Annotated in this window: 16 protein-coding genes; 4 read left to right on the top strand and 12 right to left on the bottom strand. The window is 69.2% G+C overall.

The features are described from left to right. Positions 1–17 precede the first annotated feature (17 nt). The 5 genes from scpB to Q0044_RS06220 form a co-directional block, all read right to left on the bottom strand. Positions 18–677 (bottom strand): SMC-Scp complex subunit ScpB, encoded by a 660-nt coding sequence (scpB, locus tag Q0044_RS06240; protein ID WP_298160802.1) that lies wholly within the window; start codon positions 675–677, stop codon positions 18–20. Beyond that, entirely contained in the window at positions 674–1,504 is an 831-nt protein-coding gene (locus Q0044_RS06235; protein WP_298160800.1) for a segregation and condensation protein A, read from the bottom strand. Before Q0044_RS06235 ends, scpB begins: the two co-directional genes overlap by 4 nt. A gap of 3 nt (positions 1,505–1,507) precedes the next feature. Further along, positions 1,508–2,554: a beta-N-acetylhexosaminidase gene (gene nagZ / locus Q0044_RS06230; RefSeq protein ID WP_298160798.1), complete on the bottom strand. Its 1,047-nt coding sequence runs from the start codon at positions 2,552–2,554 to the stop codon at positions 1,508–1,510. Positions 2,555–2,558: 4 nt separating this feature from the next. Then, positions 2,559–3,299, bottom strand: coding sequence for an SPOR domain-containing protein (locus Q0044_RS06225; protein ID WP_298160795.1), 741 nt, complete (start codon positions 3,297–3,299; stop codon positions 2,559–2,561). 79 nt (positions 3,300–3,378) lie between these two features. Next, positions 3,379–4,566: a deoxyguanosinetriphosphate triphosphohydrolase gene (locus Q0044_RS06220; protein ID WP_298160794.1), complete on the bottom strand. Its 1,188-nt coding sequence runs from the start codon at positions 4,564–4,566 to the stop codon at positions 3,379–3,381. Between the two features lie 54 nt (positions 4,567–4,620). Between Q0044_RS06220 and Q0044_RS06215 the strand changes: the two genes are divergently transcribed. Continuing rightward, positions 4,621–4,998, top strand: a complete 378-nt coding sequence (locus Q0044_RS06215; RefSeq protein WP_298160792.1) for a HesB/IscA family protein — start codon at positions 4,621–4,623, stop codon at positions 4,996–4,998. Here the strand turns inward: Q0044_RS06215 and Q0044_RS06210 are convergent. From Q0044_RS06210 to Q0044_RS06200, 3 genes are all read right to left on the bottom strand, one after another. Then, on the bottom strand, positions 4,995–5,735 hold the full coding sequence (locus tag Q0044_RS06210) for a prephenate dehydrogenase/arogenate dehydrogenase family protein (RefSeq protein ID WP_298160790.1): 741 nt from the start codon (positions 5,733–5,735) through the stop codon (positions 4,995–4,997). The two genes, Q0044_RS06215 and Q0044_RS06210, sit on opposite strands and share 4 nt — an antisense overlap. Continuing rightward, a complete protein-coding gene (locus tag Q0044_RS06205; RefSeq protein WP_298160788.1) occupies positions 5,732–7,066 on the bottom strand; it encodes a dihydroorotase in 1,335 nt (444 codons plus the stop codon). The genes Q0044_RS06210 and Q0044_RS06205 overlap by 4 nt, the downstream gene beginning before the upstream one ends. 124 nt (positions 7,067–7,190) lie before the next feature. Beyond that, positions 7,191–8,180, bottom strand: a complete 990-nt coding sequence (locus tag Q0044_RS06200) for a glycosyltransferase family 9 protein (RefSeq protein ID WP_298160786.1) — start codon at positions 8,178–8,180, stop codon at positions 7,191–7,193. An 83-nt stretch (positions 8,181–8,263) separates the two neighbouring features. Between Q0044_RS06200 and ygfZ the strand changes: the two genes are divergently transcribed. The 3 genes from ygfZ to rnhB are packed head-to-tail and all read left to right on the top strand — an operon-like array spanning position 8,264 to position 10,318. Continuing rightward, a complete protein-coding gene (gene ygfZ / locus Q0044_RS06195) occupies positions 8,264–9,043 on the top strand; it encodes a CAF17-like 4Fe-4S cluster assembly/insertion protein YgfZ (RefSeq protein ID WP_298160784.1) in 780 nt (259 codons plus the stop codon). A 31-nt stretch (positions 9,044–9,074) separates the two neighbouring features. Next, a complete protein-coding gene (locus tag Q0044_RS06190) occupies positions 9,075–9,662 on the top strand; it encodes a DNA-3-methyladenine glycosylase I (protein ID WP_298160782.1) in 588 nt (195 codons plus the stop codon). Between the two features lie 59 nt (positions 9,663–9,721). After that, entirely contained in the window at positions 9,722–10,318 is a 597-nt protein-coding gene (gene rnhB / locus Q0044_RS06185; protein ID WP_298160866.1) for a ribonuclease HII, read from the top strand. Here rnhB and Q0044_RS06180 read toward each other — a convergent pair. The 4 genes from Q0044_RS06180 to Q0044_RS06165 all read right to left on the bottom strand — a co-directional run bounded on the left by Q0044_RS06180 (position 10,315) and on the right by Q0044_RS06165 (position 14,917). Beyond that, a complete protein-coding gene (locus Q0044_RS06180; RefSeq protein ID WP_298160781.1) occupies positions 10,315–10,602 on the bottom strand; it encodes a hypothetical protein in 288 nt (95 codons plus the stop codon). The genes rnhB and Q0044_RS06180 overlap by 4 nt on opposite strands. 42 nt (positions 10,603–10,644) lie before the next feature. After that, positions 10,645–11,679, bottom strand: coding sequence for a DNA adenine methylase (locus Q0044_RS06175; RefSeq protein WP_298160780.1), 1,035 nt, complete (start codon positions 11,677–11,679; stop codon positions 10,645–10,647). 22 nt (positions 11,680–11,701) lie between these two features. Continuing rightward, positions 11,702–13,138: a pyruvate kinase gene (pyk, locus tag Q0044_RS06170; RefSeq protein WP_298160778.1), complete on the bottom strand. Its 1,437-nt coding sequence runs from the start codon at positions 13,136–13,138 to the stop codon at positions 11,702–11,704. A gap of 102 nt (positions 13,139–13,240) precedes the next feature. Then, positions 13,241–14,917, bottom strand: coding sequence for an alkaline phosphatase family protein (locus Q0044_RS06165; protein ID WP_298160776.1), 1,677 nt, complete (start codon positions 14,915–14,917; stop codon positions 13,241–13,243). Positions 14,918–14,922: the final 5 nt, after the last annotated feature.

Below are 14,922 nucleotides of genomic sequence, written 5' to 3'. Positions count from 1 at the left end.
CAACCCGGGTCGGGCCTTCAGTCGCCGCTAATGAAGTCCTGGGCGAACTCGGGCTGGTCGCCCTCCTCGATCGGGTCTTCCTCCTCGGGGCCGGATCGCGACGGATCCGGAACCTCGAACCCGACGGGCAGCGACAGGTCCAGCAGGCCGGCGGCCTTCATCTCCGCCGCGCCCGGCAGATCGTAGAGGCTGGCCAGGCCGAAATGTTCCAGGAACCGGTCCGCCGTCGCATAGGTGACCGGCCGCCCCGGCGTCCGCCGCCGGCCTCTCAGCCGCACGAACCCCATCTCCAGCAGCAGGTCCAGCGTGCCCCGGGAGATCGAAACCCCCCGCACGCTCTCGATCTCGGCCCGGGTGACAGGCTGGTGGTAGGCGATGATGGCCAGGGTCTCCAGCGCCGCCTTGGACAGACGACGCGGCTCCTCACGTTCCTCGGTCATCAGGAAGCCGAGGTCAGCCGCCGTGCGGAAGCTCCAGCGGTCGGCGACGCAGACCAGCTCGACCCCCCGGCCCTCATAGCGCGCCCTGAGGCCCGCGATGGCCGGCCCGACCTCGGCGCCCTCCGGAAGCCTCCGGGCGATATCCGCCGCCGACAGCGGACCCGCCGCCGCGAACAGCAGGGCCTCGACCCGCCGCTCGATCTCGCCCTCATCCGGTGCAAACTGGATCCCGCTCATGGCGTCAGCTCCAGCGGTTGGGCCAGCCCGGGCCCCTGCCCGCGCCGCTTCAGCCAGACTTCGCCGAAGGCCTTCTCCTGACGCACGTCCATCGCCCCTTCCTTGACCAGCTCCAGACTGGCCGACAGGGTCGAGGCGGTCAGGCTGGCCTGGCTCGGTCCCTCCCCGTCACGGACCGGCGCGACCCGCTCCAGCGGCGTCCAGTCGGCCATGCGGGGCAGGATCTCGCGCAGCCAGTCCCGCGCCGCTTCCAGGGGGTAAGCCTCGACCCTCTGGCCGGGATTGTAGTGCCGGGCCTGCTCCCGCCGACGCTGACCGACATAGGCCGCCATCAGTTCGTACAGGCTGGCGTCGATCCGGTCGGACGGCACGATCACCGTCGCCTCCGGGTCGCCCCGGGTGAAGACGTCCCGCTTCAGCTGCGGCCGGGCCAGCAAGGCCTCCGACGCCTTGCGCATCGCCTCCAGCTTCTGCAGCCGGAAGGCCAGGGCCGCGGCCATCTCCTCCGCCGGCGGCTCGTCGCCCTTGCCCTTCTCGGTCCGGGGCAGCAGCAGTCGCGACTTCAGATAGGCCAGCCAGGAGGCCATAACGAGATAGTCGGCCGCCAGCGAGAAGTTCCGACGCCGGGCCTCGTGCACGAAGGCCAGATACTGTTCCGCCAGCCTGGTGATCGATAGCTTCAGCAGATCGACCTTCTGTGTCCGCGCCAACGCCAGCAGCACGTGCAGAGGCCCCTCGTAACCGTCCAGATCGACCACGAGGACGTCGCGCGCATCGACCTCCTGCGCGGCTGTGAAGTCCAGATTCGGCTGGAAGGCTTCCGACATGACCTAGGCCTGCGCCTCACCGACGTCCGGCCCCTTCGACGCGTCGAGCCGACCCTCCAGAATCGCGTCGAACCGGTCCCGCGCCTCGCGGACGTCCAGCGGCTCGGGCGTGTGGACGATCCGGTCGAGCGCCGCCTGCGCCCGCCTCGCCGCCCCGCCCTTGAGCCTGTGCACGCCTGCGGCGACCATACGCATCTCGGCCATGTCGCCGGTCCAGTGGATGACCAGATCGCAGCCGGCCTTCAGCGACCTCTGCGCCCGCTCCGTCAGCGTCCCCCACAGGGCGTTCATACAGAGATCGTCGGACAGCAAAAGGCCGCCGAAGCCCAGATGCTCGCGGATGAGCCTGATCGCCTTTTTCGACTGCGTCGCCGGACGCTTCCGGTCGATGGCCGTGAAGACGATGTGAGCCGTCATCCCGATCGGCATGTCCGACAGAGCCTTGAACGGCGCGAAGTCCCAGGTGTCGAGGGCATCCAGATCCGCGTGGACCGTCGGCAGTTCCTTGTGGCTGTCGGCGAAGGCGCGGCCATGACCGGGCATGTGTTTGATCACCGGCAGAACGCCTCCCGCCAGCAGACCCTCCGCCACCGCCCGGCCCAGCTGGGTCACGGTGGCTGGATCCTTCGCATAGGCGCGGTCGCCGATGATGTCGTGGGCGCCCGGCGTCGGAACGTCCAGCACCGGGGCGCAGTCGATGTTGATACCCACCGCCTTGAGGTCGTGGGCCATCAACCGCCCTCCGAGCCGGGCCAGCTCGCGCGCCGCCAGCGGATCGTTGGTCGCCTTCAGGAAGGCGTCGCCCGGCGGATATCTGCACCAGTGCGGAGGACCCAGCCGCTGGACCCGACCGCCCTCCTGATCGACCAGCACCGGCGCGTCCCAGCCCACGGCGTCGCGCAGATCGCTGGTCAGCTTCAGCACCTGCTCAGGGCTCTCCACATTCCGGCGGAACAGGATAAAGCCCCACGGCCGCGCATCGGCGAAGAAGGCGCGCTCCTCTGCCGTCAGGACGGGGCCGGAACAGCCGTAGATGGCGGCGCTGTTCAAATCCCTATCGCACCAGGCAGTCGCCGCCGCCGCTTTCGATGGCGGAGCAGAAGGCGCGGGCGTCCTCGCGGCTCAGGCCGGTGAAGGTGGTGCGGTAGACGGTGGAGCCGTTCGAAGCCGTCACCTCCTGCACCCGCTTGGTGGCGTTGCGGGCGAACTGGGGGAAGCGGGCGGCGACCGCGGCGTATTCCCGATCAGCGATGGCCGTCGTTGAGAAGGCGCCGATCTGGACCGCCGCAGCTCCGCCGGCCCCGTTGGCGACAGGCGCGGGAGGGGTGGCGGCCGGGGTTGTCGGACGGGTCGGCGCGGGGGCAGCGGGACGAACCGGGGGAAGGGCCTCGGCGGTCTCGATGGGACGTGGCGCAGGACGCGGCAGCGGAGTTTCCGGCGGGGCGGTGAACTCGGGCGCGGCGGCCGTATCCTCGGCCTGATCGTAAAGGCCCACGCCGGCTTCCGGATCGACCGGCTGGGCGTCATCCGGCGCCTCAACCTTGATCTGGGCGATGGGCGTGCCGATCAATGGAGCATCATCCGATGGTTTCGGTCCGCTCAAATTGTAGATCACCACGACGGCAACGATCAGAGCCAGAAGCACGAGCGCGCTGACGATCAGGGTGACGGGCGGGGCCTTGGCGGGCGGGCCGCGACGCGCGTCGAAGCCGCCGCGATTGAACGGCAGGTCATCGTCGGTCGGCGGCGTATAGGCGCCGCGGTCGCGGGGGCGGTTGTCTTCGTCATAGGACATGGTCGTCGCCTTCTCGGATCCGGCTGAGCGAATCGACGCCCCGGCCTGACAGTCTAGCCCCTCAAGCGGTTCTTTCGAATCACAGATCGAGCGCCGGGTCGAGGTTGAACAGCTTCCTGTGTTCCTCGATCGCATAACGGTCGGTCATGCCCGCGATATAGTCGCAGACGACGCGGGCCCGCTTGTGTTGATCCGACGTCGCGGCGAGGACGCCCCATTCGGTCGGCATCACTTCCGGCTCGGCCATGAACAGCTGGAACATCTCGGCGAGAATCCGGCGCGCCTGGCTGCGGGTGCGGTTGACCCGATAGTGACGGTACATCCGGTCGAACAAGAAACGACGCAAGACGCCAAGGTCCGCCAGCATCGGGTCCGAAAACTGGATCAGGGTGCGACGGGCCGTGCGGACATCCTCGACCGAACGGATGTTATCGTCGGCGAGGCGGCGTTCGGTCTCGACCAGCACGTCCTCGACCATGGCGCCGATCATCCGCCGGACGGCCTCCAGTCGTATCATCCGCTCATTGAGGTCGGGCCAGTCGCGCCGGGTCTGATGCAGGATCGGGCCGATCACAGGGACGTCGGCCAGGTCGGTGAGGCTGAACAGACCCGCCTGAACGCCGTCGTCGACGTCGTGATTGTTGTAGGCGATATCGTCGGCGATGGCGGCCGCCTGGGCCTCAAGAGAGGCAAAGCTGTCCAGACGCAGGTCCCAGCCCCGGGTGTAGTCGGCGATGGCGCGCCAGGCGGGCTGATCCAGCATGTGGCTGACCGGCCCGTTGTGCTTGACCACGCCCTCGACCGTCTCCCAGCTCAGGTTCAGGCCATCGAAGGCGGGATAACGGGTTTCCAGCCGGGTCACGACGCGGAAGGTCTGGACGTTGTGATCGAAGCCGCCCCAGGCCTTCATCTGCGCCTGCAGTTCGTCCTCGCCGGCGTGGCCGAAGGGCGGATGGCCGAGGTCATGGGCAAGGGCGACGGTTTCGGCCAGTTCGCCGTCCAGACGCAGGGCGTGGGCCAGGGACCGGGCGATCTGGCTGACCTCGAGCGAATGGGTCAGTCGGGTGCGGTAGTGATCGCCTTCGTGGGCCACGAAGACCTGGGTCTTCTCCTTCAGCCGGCGGAAGGCGGTGGAGTGAATGATCCGGTCGCGGTCGCGGGCGAAGGCGTTGCGGGTGCGGCTCGGCGCCTCGGGAACCAGCCGTCCGCGCGAATTGGCGGCCAGTTCGGCATAGGGGGCGCGGGCGTCGGTCTGGCTCAAACGCAATGTTCTCCCGGTCAGCCTTTGCGAACGGGCCTCACCCGCCTCATATAGGCTGGCATGACGAGCGTCCAACCACCGATACCGGAACTCAAGATCGCCCGCCGCGCGCCGGAAGGCATCGTGCTGGCCGAGAGCGCGGCCCGTCGGCTGGCCCGGCTGGCCGAGGTCGAGGGCCATCCCGTGCTGCTGAGGGTGGCGGTCGACGGAGGCGGCTGTTCCGGCTTCCAGTACCGGATGGACCTGGTCGAGGCCGGCGAGGCCGATGACCTGCGTATCGAGACCGACGGCCAGGTCGCCCTCGTGGACCCCGTCTCCGTGCCCTTCCTCAAGGGCTCGGAGATCGCCTGGGTCGATGAACTGGCGGGGGCCCAGTTCGTGATCCGCAACCCCAACGCGGCGACCAGCTGCGGCTGCGGCGTCAGCTTCTCGATCTAGACACCTCCATCGAGGTCGGCCCGGGCCTGTTCGGCCAGGTCGAAGAAGCGGCGGCGGACGTCGGCGGCGAAGGGGTTGTCGCGTTCGATCGCGCGGAAGACGGCCGGCGAATCGTAGCGAACCATCTCCACCGCCTGCATGATCCGCTCGAAGCTGACCGTGGTCATCCGCGTCGGCAGCGGCTCCATCGAGAGCAGCACGCGCGAGATCAGGTGGGTCAGGCCCTGGACCATGGCCGCCTCGCGATCGTGATCCTCGGCCGGGACGATGAAGACCTTCAGCTTCAGCGCATGGCGACAGAAGGCGGCGACACGGCGGGTGATCCGGTCGCCGCGCGCCGGGCAGACGGCGATGCGGAGGCCGGCGATACCGTCGCGGGCGCTCTGGGGCCCGAACAGGGGGTGGGTGCCCACGGCGCGGACATGGGCCGGCAGACGATCCGCCATCAGCCGGGCGGGCAGGACCTTGACCGAGCCGACGTCAATGACGAGGGCTCCCACCTGAAGATGCGGTTCGATGGCCGTCAGGGTGTCCGCCAGGGCCTCGACCGGGACGGCGAGGATCACCACCGGACAGGCGGCGGCGGTCGCGAGGTCGGTCAGTCGGGCCGATCCGTCGCTCCCGGTGGCGTCCGGGTCGAAGGCCAGGATGTCGAACCAGGTCGCCAGATGGCGGGCGGTCAGGCGGCCAAAGGCGCCGTAACCGATCAGACCCAGTTGCGGCCGCGGCGATGTCACGCCTGCAGCGTTTCCTGGAAGCGGACCGGGCGACCGTGGGCCGAGCCGATCAGTTCGCCGTCGGACATGACGACCCGGCCCCGGACGATGGTCGCCATGGGCCAGCCCTTGGCCTCGAAGCCGTCGAAGGGGGTCCAGCCGCAGCGGCTGGCCTGATCCTCATGCCGGATGGTGCGGGTCGCCTTGAGATCGATCAGGGTCAGGTCGGCATCCCAGCCTTCGGCCATCCGACCCTTGTTCGCGATGTTGAAGATGCGCTGGGCGCCGGCCGAGGTCAGGTCGATGAACCGTTCCAGCGACAGCCGGCCCTCGGCGACATGGGTCAGCATGACGGCCGGAAGCGTCTGGACCCCCGGCATGCCCGACGGCGAGACCGGATAGGGTTTGGCCTTCTCTTCCTTCGTATGCGGGGCGTGGTCCGAGCCGAGGACGTCGACGACGCCCTGCTGGATGCCGCGCCAGAGGCCGTCGATGTGATGGCGATTGCGGATCGGCGGGTTCATCTGGGCATAGCCCTTGAGCCGCTCATAGGCCTCGTCGCCGTCCAGGGTCAGGTGCTGGGGCGTGGTCTCGACCGAGGCGATGTCGCGGTGATCGGCGAGGAACTCGATCTCCTCGGCCGTCGAGACGTGCAGGACGTGGATCCGCTTGCCCACCTCCCGCGCCAGCCGGACAAGACGGTGCGTGCTCATGATCGCGCTCTCGGCGTCGCGGACGTCGGTGTGGCTGGTCCAGTCGCCGGTCCGGGCCAGTCCGCGACGTTCGGCCAGCCGGTACTCGTCCTCGGAGTGGAATGTGGCGCGGCGGGAGACGGCGCTCAGCACTTCGCGCACGCCGTCGTCGTCGGCGATCAGCAGGTCGCCGGTCGAGGCGCCCATGAAGACCTTGACCCCGCAGCAGCCCGGGAGGCGCTCGAGCTCGCCCAGATGGGCCGCATTGCCGTGGGTGCCGCCGATGTAGAAGGCATGGTCGGTCCACATCCGGTCGCGGGCGCGGGCCAGCTTGTCCTCGAGCGTCGCCGGATCGGTGGTGTTGGGGTTGGTGTTCGGCATCTCGAACACGGCGACGACGCCGCCCAGGGCCGCCGCGCGAGAGCCGGTCTCCAGGTCTTCCTTCCATTCGAGGCCAGGCTCACGGAAATGGACCTGGGTGTCGATGATGCCCGGGATGACCGTCAGGCCAGAGGCATCCACCACTTCGCCGGCAGAGGCCTGACCGAGGTCGCCGATGAAGGCGATCCTGCCGTCACGCACTCCGACATCGGCCATGCCGCGCCCTGAGTGGTTCACCACCTCGCCGCCACGGACGATCAGGTCAAAGGTCTGGGTCATGGGGCGCGGTCCGAAATTGGAGTCCAGATAGTCCACTGAGTCCCGTTCACCCGCCTATCCGGACTCCGCAAAGACGGAGTCCGGATCGTCCACAGAGTCCGGTCCGGAGCGAACGCGTTCTCTATTATAGGTCAGGAATGTGGGGCGCCTCATTCGGGGACGTCACTTTTTTCGCCAGCAGGCCGCGGGCGGCGCGCAGAACCCGGTCGGCGGGCAGGCCGAGCATGTGGTGGATGGCCTGGTTCAGGCGCGGATCGACGGCCTTGAACTCTTCCAGCGACCTTTCGCCGCGTATGGACACCCCCTGCCAGGGGCCGATGAGACGGTCGTCCGAGGGACCGAAGACGCCGACCGAGGGCACGCCGGCCGCGACCGCCAGCTGGGTCCATATGGAGTCGTTGCCGACGTAGAGGGCGGCGCGCGACAGGGCGGCGGCGGTCTGGAGCCGGGTCAGTTTGCCCTGGAGTTCGATGACCCGGTTGCGGGGCACGGCCAGGCGGATGGTGTGGGCCGCGTCGCGATCCGCCTCTTCACCCACGATCATCAGCCGACCGCCCGCGAGCGGTCCGCCTTCGGCCAGCAGCGGGGCCGCCACCTTGGCGAACCGTTCGGCGGGCCAGCGCTTGCCGATCCAGTCAGCGCCGGGACCGACCGCCAGAAGCGGAGTGGTATCCGGTCCGATCAGGGCGTCGGCGGCGGCGTGGGTCTCCTCGCTGAAGAACAGGCGCGGCGCGGGAATGTCGTCGAGCTGGAGGATCCGGGCCGCCTGTTCGACGGCGTGAAGGCCAGGCAGGTCAGCGCCGCGCACGGCGCGCTTCTGGCGACGCAGGCGTTCGGAGAATCTCGTGCCGCGCATGTCGACGACGAGGCCCCAGCGGGTGGCCCGGACCTGGTTCCACAGGGCGATCCAGTCCCAGCGCCCGGTCCTGTCGAGCACGATCAGGCGACGCAGGCGCGGTGTGTCGGCGAACAGGGGGGCGGAGGCGGCGGAGCCGACGATGGTGAAGTCGGCATGGGGCACGGCGTCGACGAGGTGCGCGAGCGCGCCGGACGACAGAACGGCGGCTTCGACGTCGGCCTCGGCGATGTAGAGAATGGGGAAACGCACGTTCATCATCGCACCGTATACGGATTCTCCCGTGTTGAGTGTGAGGCCTTCCCCTCCCTTTCCCCCGTTCCCGTCACTATCTGCTCCGCATGACCGAACGCATCGCCCGCCTCGACAGTCGCGCCCTCGTGAAGGTGAGCGGACCGGATGCGAAACCGTTCCTGCACAATCTGCTGACCCAGGACGTGGAGACCCTGGCGCCGGGGCAAGTCCGGTTCGGCGCCCTGCTGTCGCCGCCGGGGCGGCTGCTGTTCGACCTGTTCCTGTGGGGCGACGAGGATGGCGTGGTGCTGGATGTGGCGGCGGACCGGCGCGATGCCCTGATCCAGCGGCTGTCGATGTACCGGTTGAGGGCGAAGGTCGAGATCCTGGCCGATGATCGACCGGTATCCGTCAGCTGGCCGGGCGTCGCCGAAGGCTTCACCGCCGATCCGCGCACGGCGACGCTGGGCGGACGCGCCGTCGGCGAGACTCCCACGAGCGCCAGCGAGGATGACTGGCAGGCGCACCGGCTGGCGGTCGGGGTCCCCGATCCGGCGCTGGACGTCGACGAGGGGACCTATCCGATCGAGGCCAACTTCGACCTGCTGAACGGCATCGACTTCGCCAAGGGATGTTTCGTCGGCCAGGAGACCACGTCGCGGATGAAGAGGCGCGGGGAGATCCGAAAGCGGATGCTGCCGCTGACCTTCGACGGTCCGGCCCCGCCGGCGGGAACGGAGGTGCTGAATGGCGAACTGCGCGCGGGAGAGGTGCTGACCGGTCGGGACGGCGCGGCCATGGCCCTCGTGCGGCTGGACCGGATCGACGGGGAGCTGACGGTGGACAGGCGGGCGGTGAAGGCGCGGCGGCCGGACTGGATGGCCTGACTTTCGCCGTCCGCTGAGTCATCCTGCGGCCATGACCGAATCTCCCGGACGCTGCGCCTGGTGCGGGACCGACCCGCTGTATGTCGACTACCACGACACCGAATGGGGCGTGCCTGAGTATGACGCCCGCGCCCTGTGGGAGAAGCTGGTGCTGGACGGGTTCCAGGCCGGGCTGGCGTGGATCACCATACTGAGGAAGCGCGAGACGCTGAGGGCGGCGTTCGCCGGATTCGATCCCGATGTGGTGGCGAAGTTCGACGACGCGGATCGCGAACGGCTGATGGCCGATCCCGGCATCATCCGGTCGCGCGCCAAGATCGAGGCGGCGATCCGGGGCGCGCAGATCTTCGTCGAGATGCGGGACAACGGCGAGGACTTCTCCGCCTGGCTGTGGTCGTTCGTGGACGGTCACCCGCTCCAGGCCCGCCCCGCCACCTTCGCCGACGTCCCGGCCCAGACCGAGGTCTCGGTCGCCATGGCCAAGGCGCTCAAGAAGCGCGGTTTCAACTTCTGCGGCCCGGTGATCGTCTACGCCTTCATGCAGGCGACGGGGATGGTCAATGACCACGTCGCGGGCTGCTTCCGCTGCGAGGAGGTCCGGGTCATGGGCGCGTCATGACCGCAACAAGGACGGCGAAGAAGGTGGTTCCGAGGGCGGCCAGGACGGTTCCGACGCTGATGCTGGAGACCGACCTGGCCCGGCGTGTCGTCGGACTGGTCTGCGGCGTGGACGAGGCCGGGCGCGGGCCGTGGGCCGGGCCGGTCTCGGCGGGCGCGGTGATCCTGAGCGCGGACGACATTCCCGAAGGCATCGACGACTCCAAGGCCCTGACGGCGGCACGACGCGACGGGCTCGCGGTCGAGATCAAGGCGCGGGCCATCGCCTGGGGCGTGGGGTTGGCCTCACCGGAGGAGATCGAGGACCTGAACATCCTGCAGGCCACCGGCCTGGCTATGCGCCGGGCCATCGAGGCGATGAGTGTGCCGCCGAAAGCGGCCCTGGTGGATGGAAACTACCGGTTCAAACTGCCCTGCGAGGTGGAGACGGCGGTCGGCGGCGACGGGCTGTCGCTCTCGATCGCGGCGGCCTCCATCCTGGCCAAGACGGCGCGGGACCAGATCATGATCGAGATGGACGCCGAATACCCCGGTTACGGCTTCGCCTCGCACAAGGGGTACAACGCGCCGATCCACCAGGCGGCGCTGAAGGCGATGGGACCCTGCGCCATTCACCGGCGCAGCTGGGCGCCGATCCGGGCCCTGCTGGGCACCTAGACGGACATCATCCCGCCGAGCAGGGCGCCGAGCAGGGCCGCGACGACGCAGCCGATGGCGACGACGATCCAGCGCGGGAGGTCTTCCCGTTCGGCCGGCTGAACCTCGAAGGTCACAGGAGCGATGGCGTCAGCGCGGGACAGGAAGTCATTGGCCGGACGGCTGTCGAACCGGGTGGCGGCGGGCGCACGCCAGGCCGCAGTCTGCCAGGCGGTCACGGCGTCGAGAACGGCGCCCGGACGCGTGCGGTAGCCTGGCCCCTGGGTCACGATCATCTCTTCCATGCCGCCTTAACGACCGCAGTGAGACCCTCGTTCCACGAAGGGTCAAGCGGCGAGCGCGACGGGCCGTTCGGTGACGACGAAAAGGTATTCGACGTTGCGCAGCCGCCCCACCGCCCCGACCTTCTCGCCCCTGGGATTATGGATGCCGATCCGGGCGCCGACGTAGCGGGGGCGAGGGATCTCCACGACCTGCACATGGCCGCGGGCCGACAGCATCTCGACCAGCTGATCGCGGCTCAGATAGCCCTCGTCGTTGAAGGACACGATCAGGTTGGGTGCGCGGATCGCCTCGATCACCGCCTGGAGCGCGGGGCCGATGCCGGGGCGGGAGTTGAAGGCGCTCTTGCGCGTCTTCACATCGATCCGCTTGTTGGCGATCCCGTAGGTCTCGGGCCGGTCCCACAGGATCAGGCTTTCCCAGACATGGTAATTTCCCAGGTAGGAATGCTGGTTGTAGGGCGGGTCGAGATAGACGAGGTCGCCGTCGAAGGCGGCGGCCGTCTCCAGCGCATCGGCCCGGGTGGCGTGGCAGGGACCGGCGGCGACGGCGGGCTGGAGCGCAGGCATTCGCAGTTCGAGAGGTTTCAAAGCCCGCGCGGCCCAGGACTTCATATAGGCCATCTGCAGGCCGGCCGTGGAATCGACCCGGTCGGCGGCCTCCATCAGGGAGACCAGGGCGATGGCCTTGAGCTCGGGATCCAGCCCCATGGCCTCAATCCGGTCGCGCATGGCGTCGATGCGGGCGCCGTTCTCCGGCGTGAAATAGCGGGCGTCCTCGCAGAAGGCACGGGTGAACCAGCCGGGCGACGGCGGGGTGGCGGCGAGGTCGGCGAGGACGGCGGCGGCGCGGTCATGCCAGACGCCGCGGTCGGCCTGGACATAGGCGGTGGCGAGGGCGTGGGCATAGGCGTTGTGGTCGTTCGACCAGACCCGGAACCCCTCCCCCTTCAGCGCATGGCCGACGCGGGCGGTGCCGGAAAACAGATCACAGACATGGCCGCCTTCCGGCAGCAAGGCGCGGACGGCGGCGACGATCGGATCCAGCAGGGCCCGCTTGGAGCCGAGGTATTTGATCATGAGGGTCCCGGCGGGACCGACGCTACTTGCGCGCCTTCCCCTTGGCCGGAGCATGCGCCAGTCGCAGGAGATTCGCAGCCCCCGGGGCGCCGAAGGGCGTGCCGGCGAGGATCAGGATGCGCTGGCCGGGCTCGGCGAGGCCGAACTCCATGGCGGAATTGACGGCGTCGTCGGTGACGTCTTCCAGGCTCGTCGGCTCCTTGCCGAGGCGGGATTCCAGGCCCCAGACGAGGGCGAGGCGACGGGCGGTCTCGGGCTTGGGGGTCAACGCGAGGACGGGCTGGAGCGGGCGTTCGCGCGACATGCGACGCGCAGTGCCGCCCAGGGTGGTGAAGACGACGATACAGGCGGTGGACTGGGCCTCGCCGGCCTTGCGGGCGGCGGCGACGAGGGCGTCGGCGTCGAAATCGTCCATCCCGGCGTGTTCGGCGTCCATCAGGCTGGGCCACAGGGGATCGGCTTCGACCCGCTCCATGATCCGGTTCATGATGCCCACCGATTCCAGCGGATAGTCGCCGGACGCCGTCTCGGCCGACAGCATCAGGGCGTCGGCGCCCTCATAGACCGCATTGGCGACGTCGGACGCCTCGGCCCGGGTCGGGGCAGGCGACGAGGTCATGGATTCCAGCATCTGGGTGGCGACGATGACCGGAACGCCGCGCTGGCGGGCGGCGCGGATGATCCGCTTCTGGGCGACCGGGACCTCCTCCGCCGGCATTTCCACGCCGAGGTCGCCGCGCGCGACCATGACGCCGTCGCAGTAGTCGAGAATACTGTCGAGGGCGTCGAGCGCCTGGGGCTTCTCGATCTTGGCCAGACAGGCGGCCCGGCCCTTCACGATCGACTTCAGCTCGGCCATGTCCTCGGCCTTCTGAACGAAGGACAGGGCGACCCAGTCGACGCCGATACGCAGGGCGAAGGCGAGGTCCTCGCGGTCCTTGGGGGTCAGGGCCGAGACCGGGATGATGGCCTCAGGCACGGCGACGCCCTTGCGGTCCGACAGCTTCGAGCCGCTCTCGACCGTCACGTCGCACCATTCGTCGGTGCGCTTGCCCACGCGCAGCCGGACCCGGCCGTCGTCGAGCAGCAGCAGCATCCCCTCGCGCAGGGCCTTGAAGATTTCGGGATGCGGCATCTGGACCCGAGTCGCGTCGCCGGGGGTGGGGTCCAGATCGAACCGCATCTTGTGACCCGGCTTCACGGCGATCTCGACATCGGCGAACCGGCCGAGGCGGAGCTTGGGTCCCTGCAGGTCGGCGAGAACGCCCAGCGGACGCTTCAGCGCCAGTTCGGCCCCGCGCACGGCCTTGAGGTTGGCGGCATGGTCCTCATGAGAGCCGTGGCTGAAGTTTAGACGGAAGACATCGACCCCGGCCTGGGCCAGGGCCTTGACCATGCCGGGCGCCCTGCTGGCGGGTCCCAGCGTCGCGACGATGCGCGCGCGGCGTGCTCTGTTCATAGTGGTCCCGTTGGCCGGTCGCGTTTCCCTGACGCTGTTGTGCCACGAAACGCGCCCGGGGGAAGGACGGCGCCGTTCCGGGAAACCAGAAGTGAGTCTCTGTTACTTCGCCGGGCAGGCGCCGCCGAGGCCCAGATCCATGCAACGCCCCTCGACCGTGGCGGGCGTGTCGACGCCGACGATGGCCGCCAGGGTCGGGGCGATGTCGATGGTGCGGATGGGGAAGAACCGTTCCTGGCCCTGCATTCCGGGCGACCAGAAGACGATCGGCACGCCGCGGTCGTAGTCCCAGGCCGTGCCGTGGGTGGACAGGGTGCCGGTGGCGCTGCCGGGCACGGTGGTCGTGTTGGGCCACTGGGAGACGACGATGTCCGGCGAACGCCCCGCGACGGCGCTCAGGCGGTGACGTTCCATCAGGGTCAGTTCCTGGGGGCTCTGCCCCGGGCGCGGCAGAGGCGAGGCGAGGACCTCCTCGATGGTCCAGGCGCCGGCGATGTTGGCTTCGCCGCGCAGCAATTCGACAGCGGCGGCGGCGATCTCGTCGCGGCGCGGATCGGCCAGTTCGATATTGCCCTCGCCCACGACCATCAGGCCGGAGCCCCCATAGGACAACGGGGGCGTAGTGAGGTCGAAACGCGCCTGCAGCGCCGTATTGATCCGGCCCAGCAGGGCGGGGTCGCCGCGCACGGCGTCCTCATAGCCGCGTTCCTGCATGCGTTCGGGGAAGTCGGATCCGCCGTGGTCGGCGGTCAGGACGACCACCACGCCGCCAGGAACCTGGGACAGGCGATCGAGGAAGACGCCGAGGGCGACGTCGAGACGGTACATCTGTTCGCACATCTCCGGTCCCTGGGTGCCGAAGGCGTGGCCGATGCGGTCGGTGCCCGACAGGCTGACGCCCAGGACGTCGGTCACGCCGCGACGTCCCAGTGACTGGGTGTCCAGCAGATCGATCGCGGCTTCCAGCGTCAGTTCGTCCAGCACGGGCGAGGTATCGAGCTTGAACCCGCGTGCCGGCGGCAGGGTGGCGTGGAAGGTCTGGGTTCCGATGGTCCAGTCGCCTTCCAGCGCGCGGCACTCGGGGCGGGTATAGGTCCAGGTCGGCGGAGAGGCGGCGAGCCGCGCATTGATGCGGGCGTTCAGGGCGGCGACGGGCGCCAGCCGCGCCTCGGCCGTCTGGCCCGGCTCGACCCAGGTGGTGAAGCCGAAGCCGTCGGTCATCCAGAAGACGCCGTCGCCGTGATGGCCGGCCAGGTTGATGGCGCCGCGGTCCTTGCCCGAGACGGTGAAGATGCGGGTGCCGGGCTCGCGCGCCTTGAGCCAGTCGCCGAGCGTGGTGGCGCGCAGGTTGCCGGGGCCGACCGGGCCGTTGTCGGTGTTGCGGCCGTGGGCCAGCGTGTTCTCCGGCGCCGCGAGGCAATAGACCTCCTGTCCCGTCGCGCGGTCGATCCAGTCATTGGCCGGGATACCGGCACTGGAGGGATTCACGCCGGTCAGGACGGTGGCGTGACCGGGGCAGGTCTCGGTCATCGCATGCTGCTGGAAGCCGTTGGCGTAGACCAGGCCCTGGGACGCCAGGGTGTGCAGGCCGCCGGTGAACCGGTCGCGATACTGGTTGAACAGGTTCGAACTGAACTGATCGACGACGATGGTCACCACCAGCGACGGGCGCTCGGGTGCCGGTCCGGGAGCCGCAGGTGACGGGGTCTGGGCGATCGCCGCCGGGGCGATGAGGCAGGTCGCCAGGGTCAGCAGCAGGCGGGCGGACAGTCGGGACATCGGGA

This window comes from Brevundimonas sp. (assembly GCF_027484365.1).
Classification (GTDB): Bacteria; Pseudomonadota; Alphaproteobacteria; order Caulobacterales; family Caulobacteraceae; genus Brevundimonas.
This window is presented reverse-complemented; position numbering and strand designations above follow the sequence as displayed.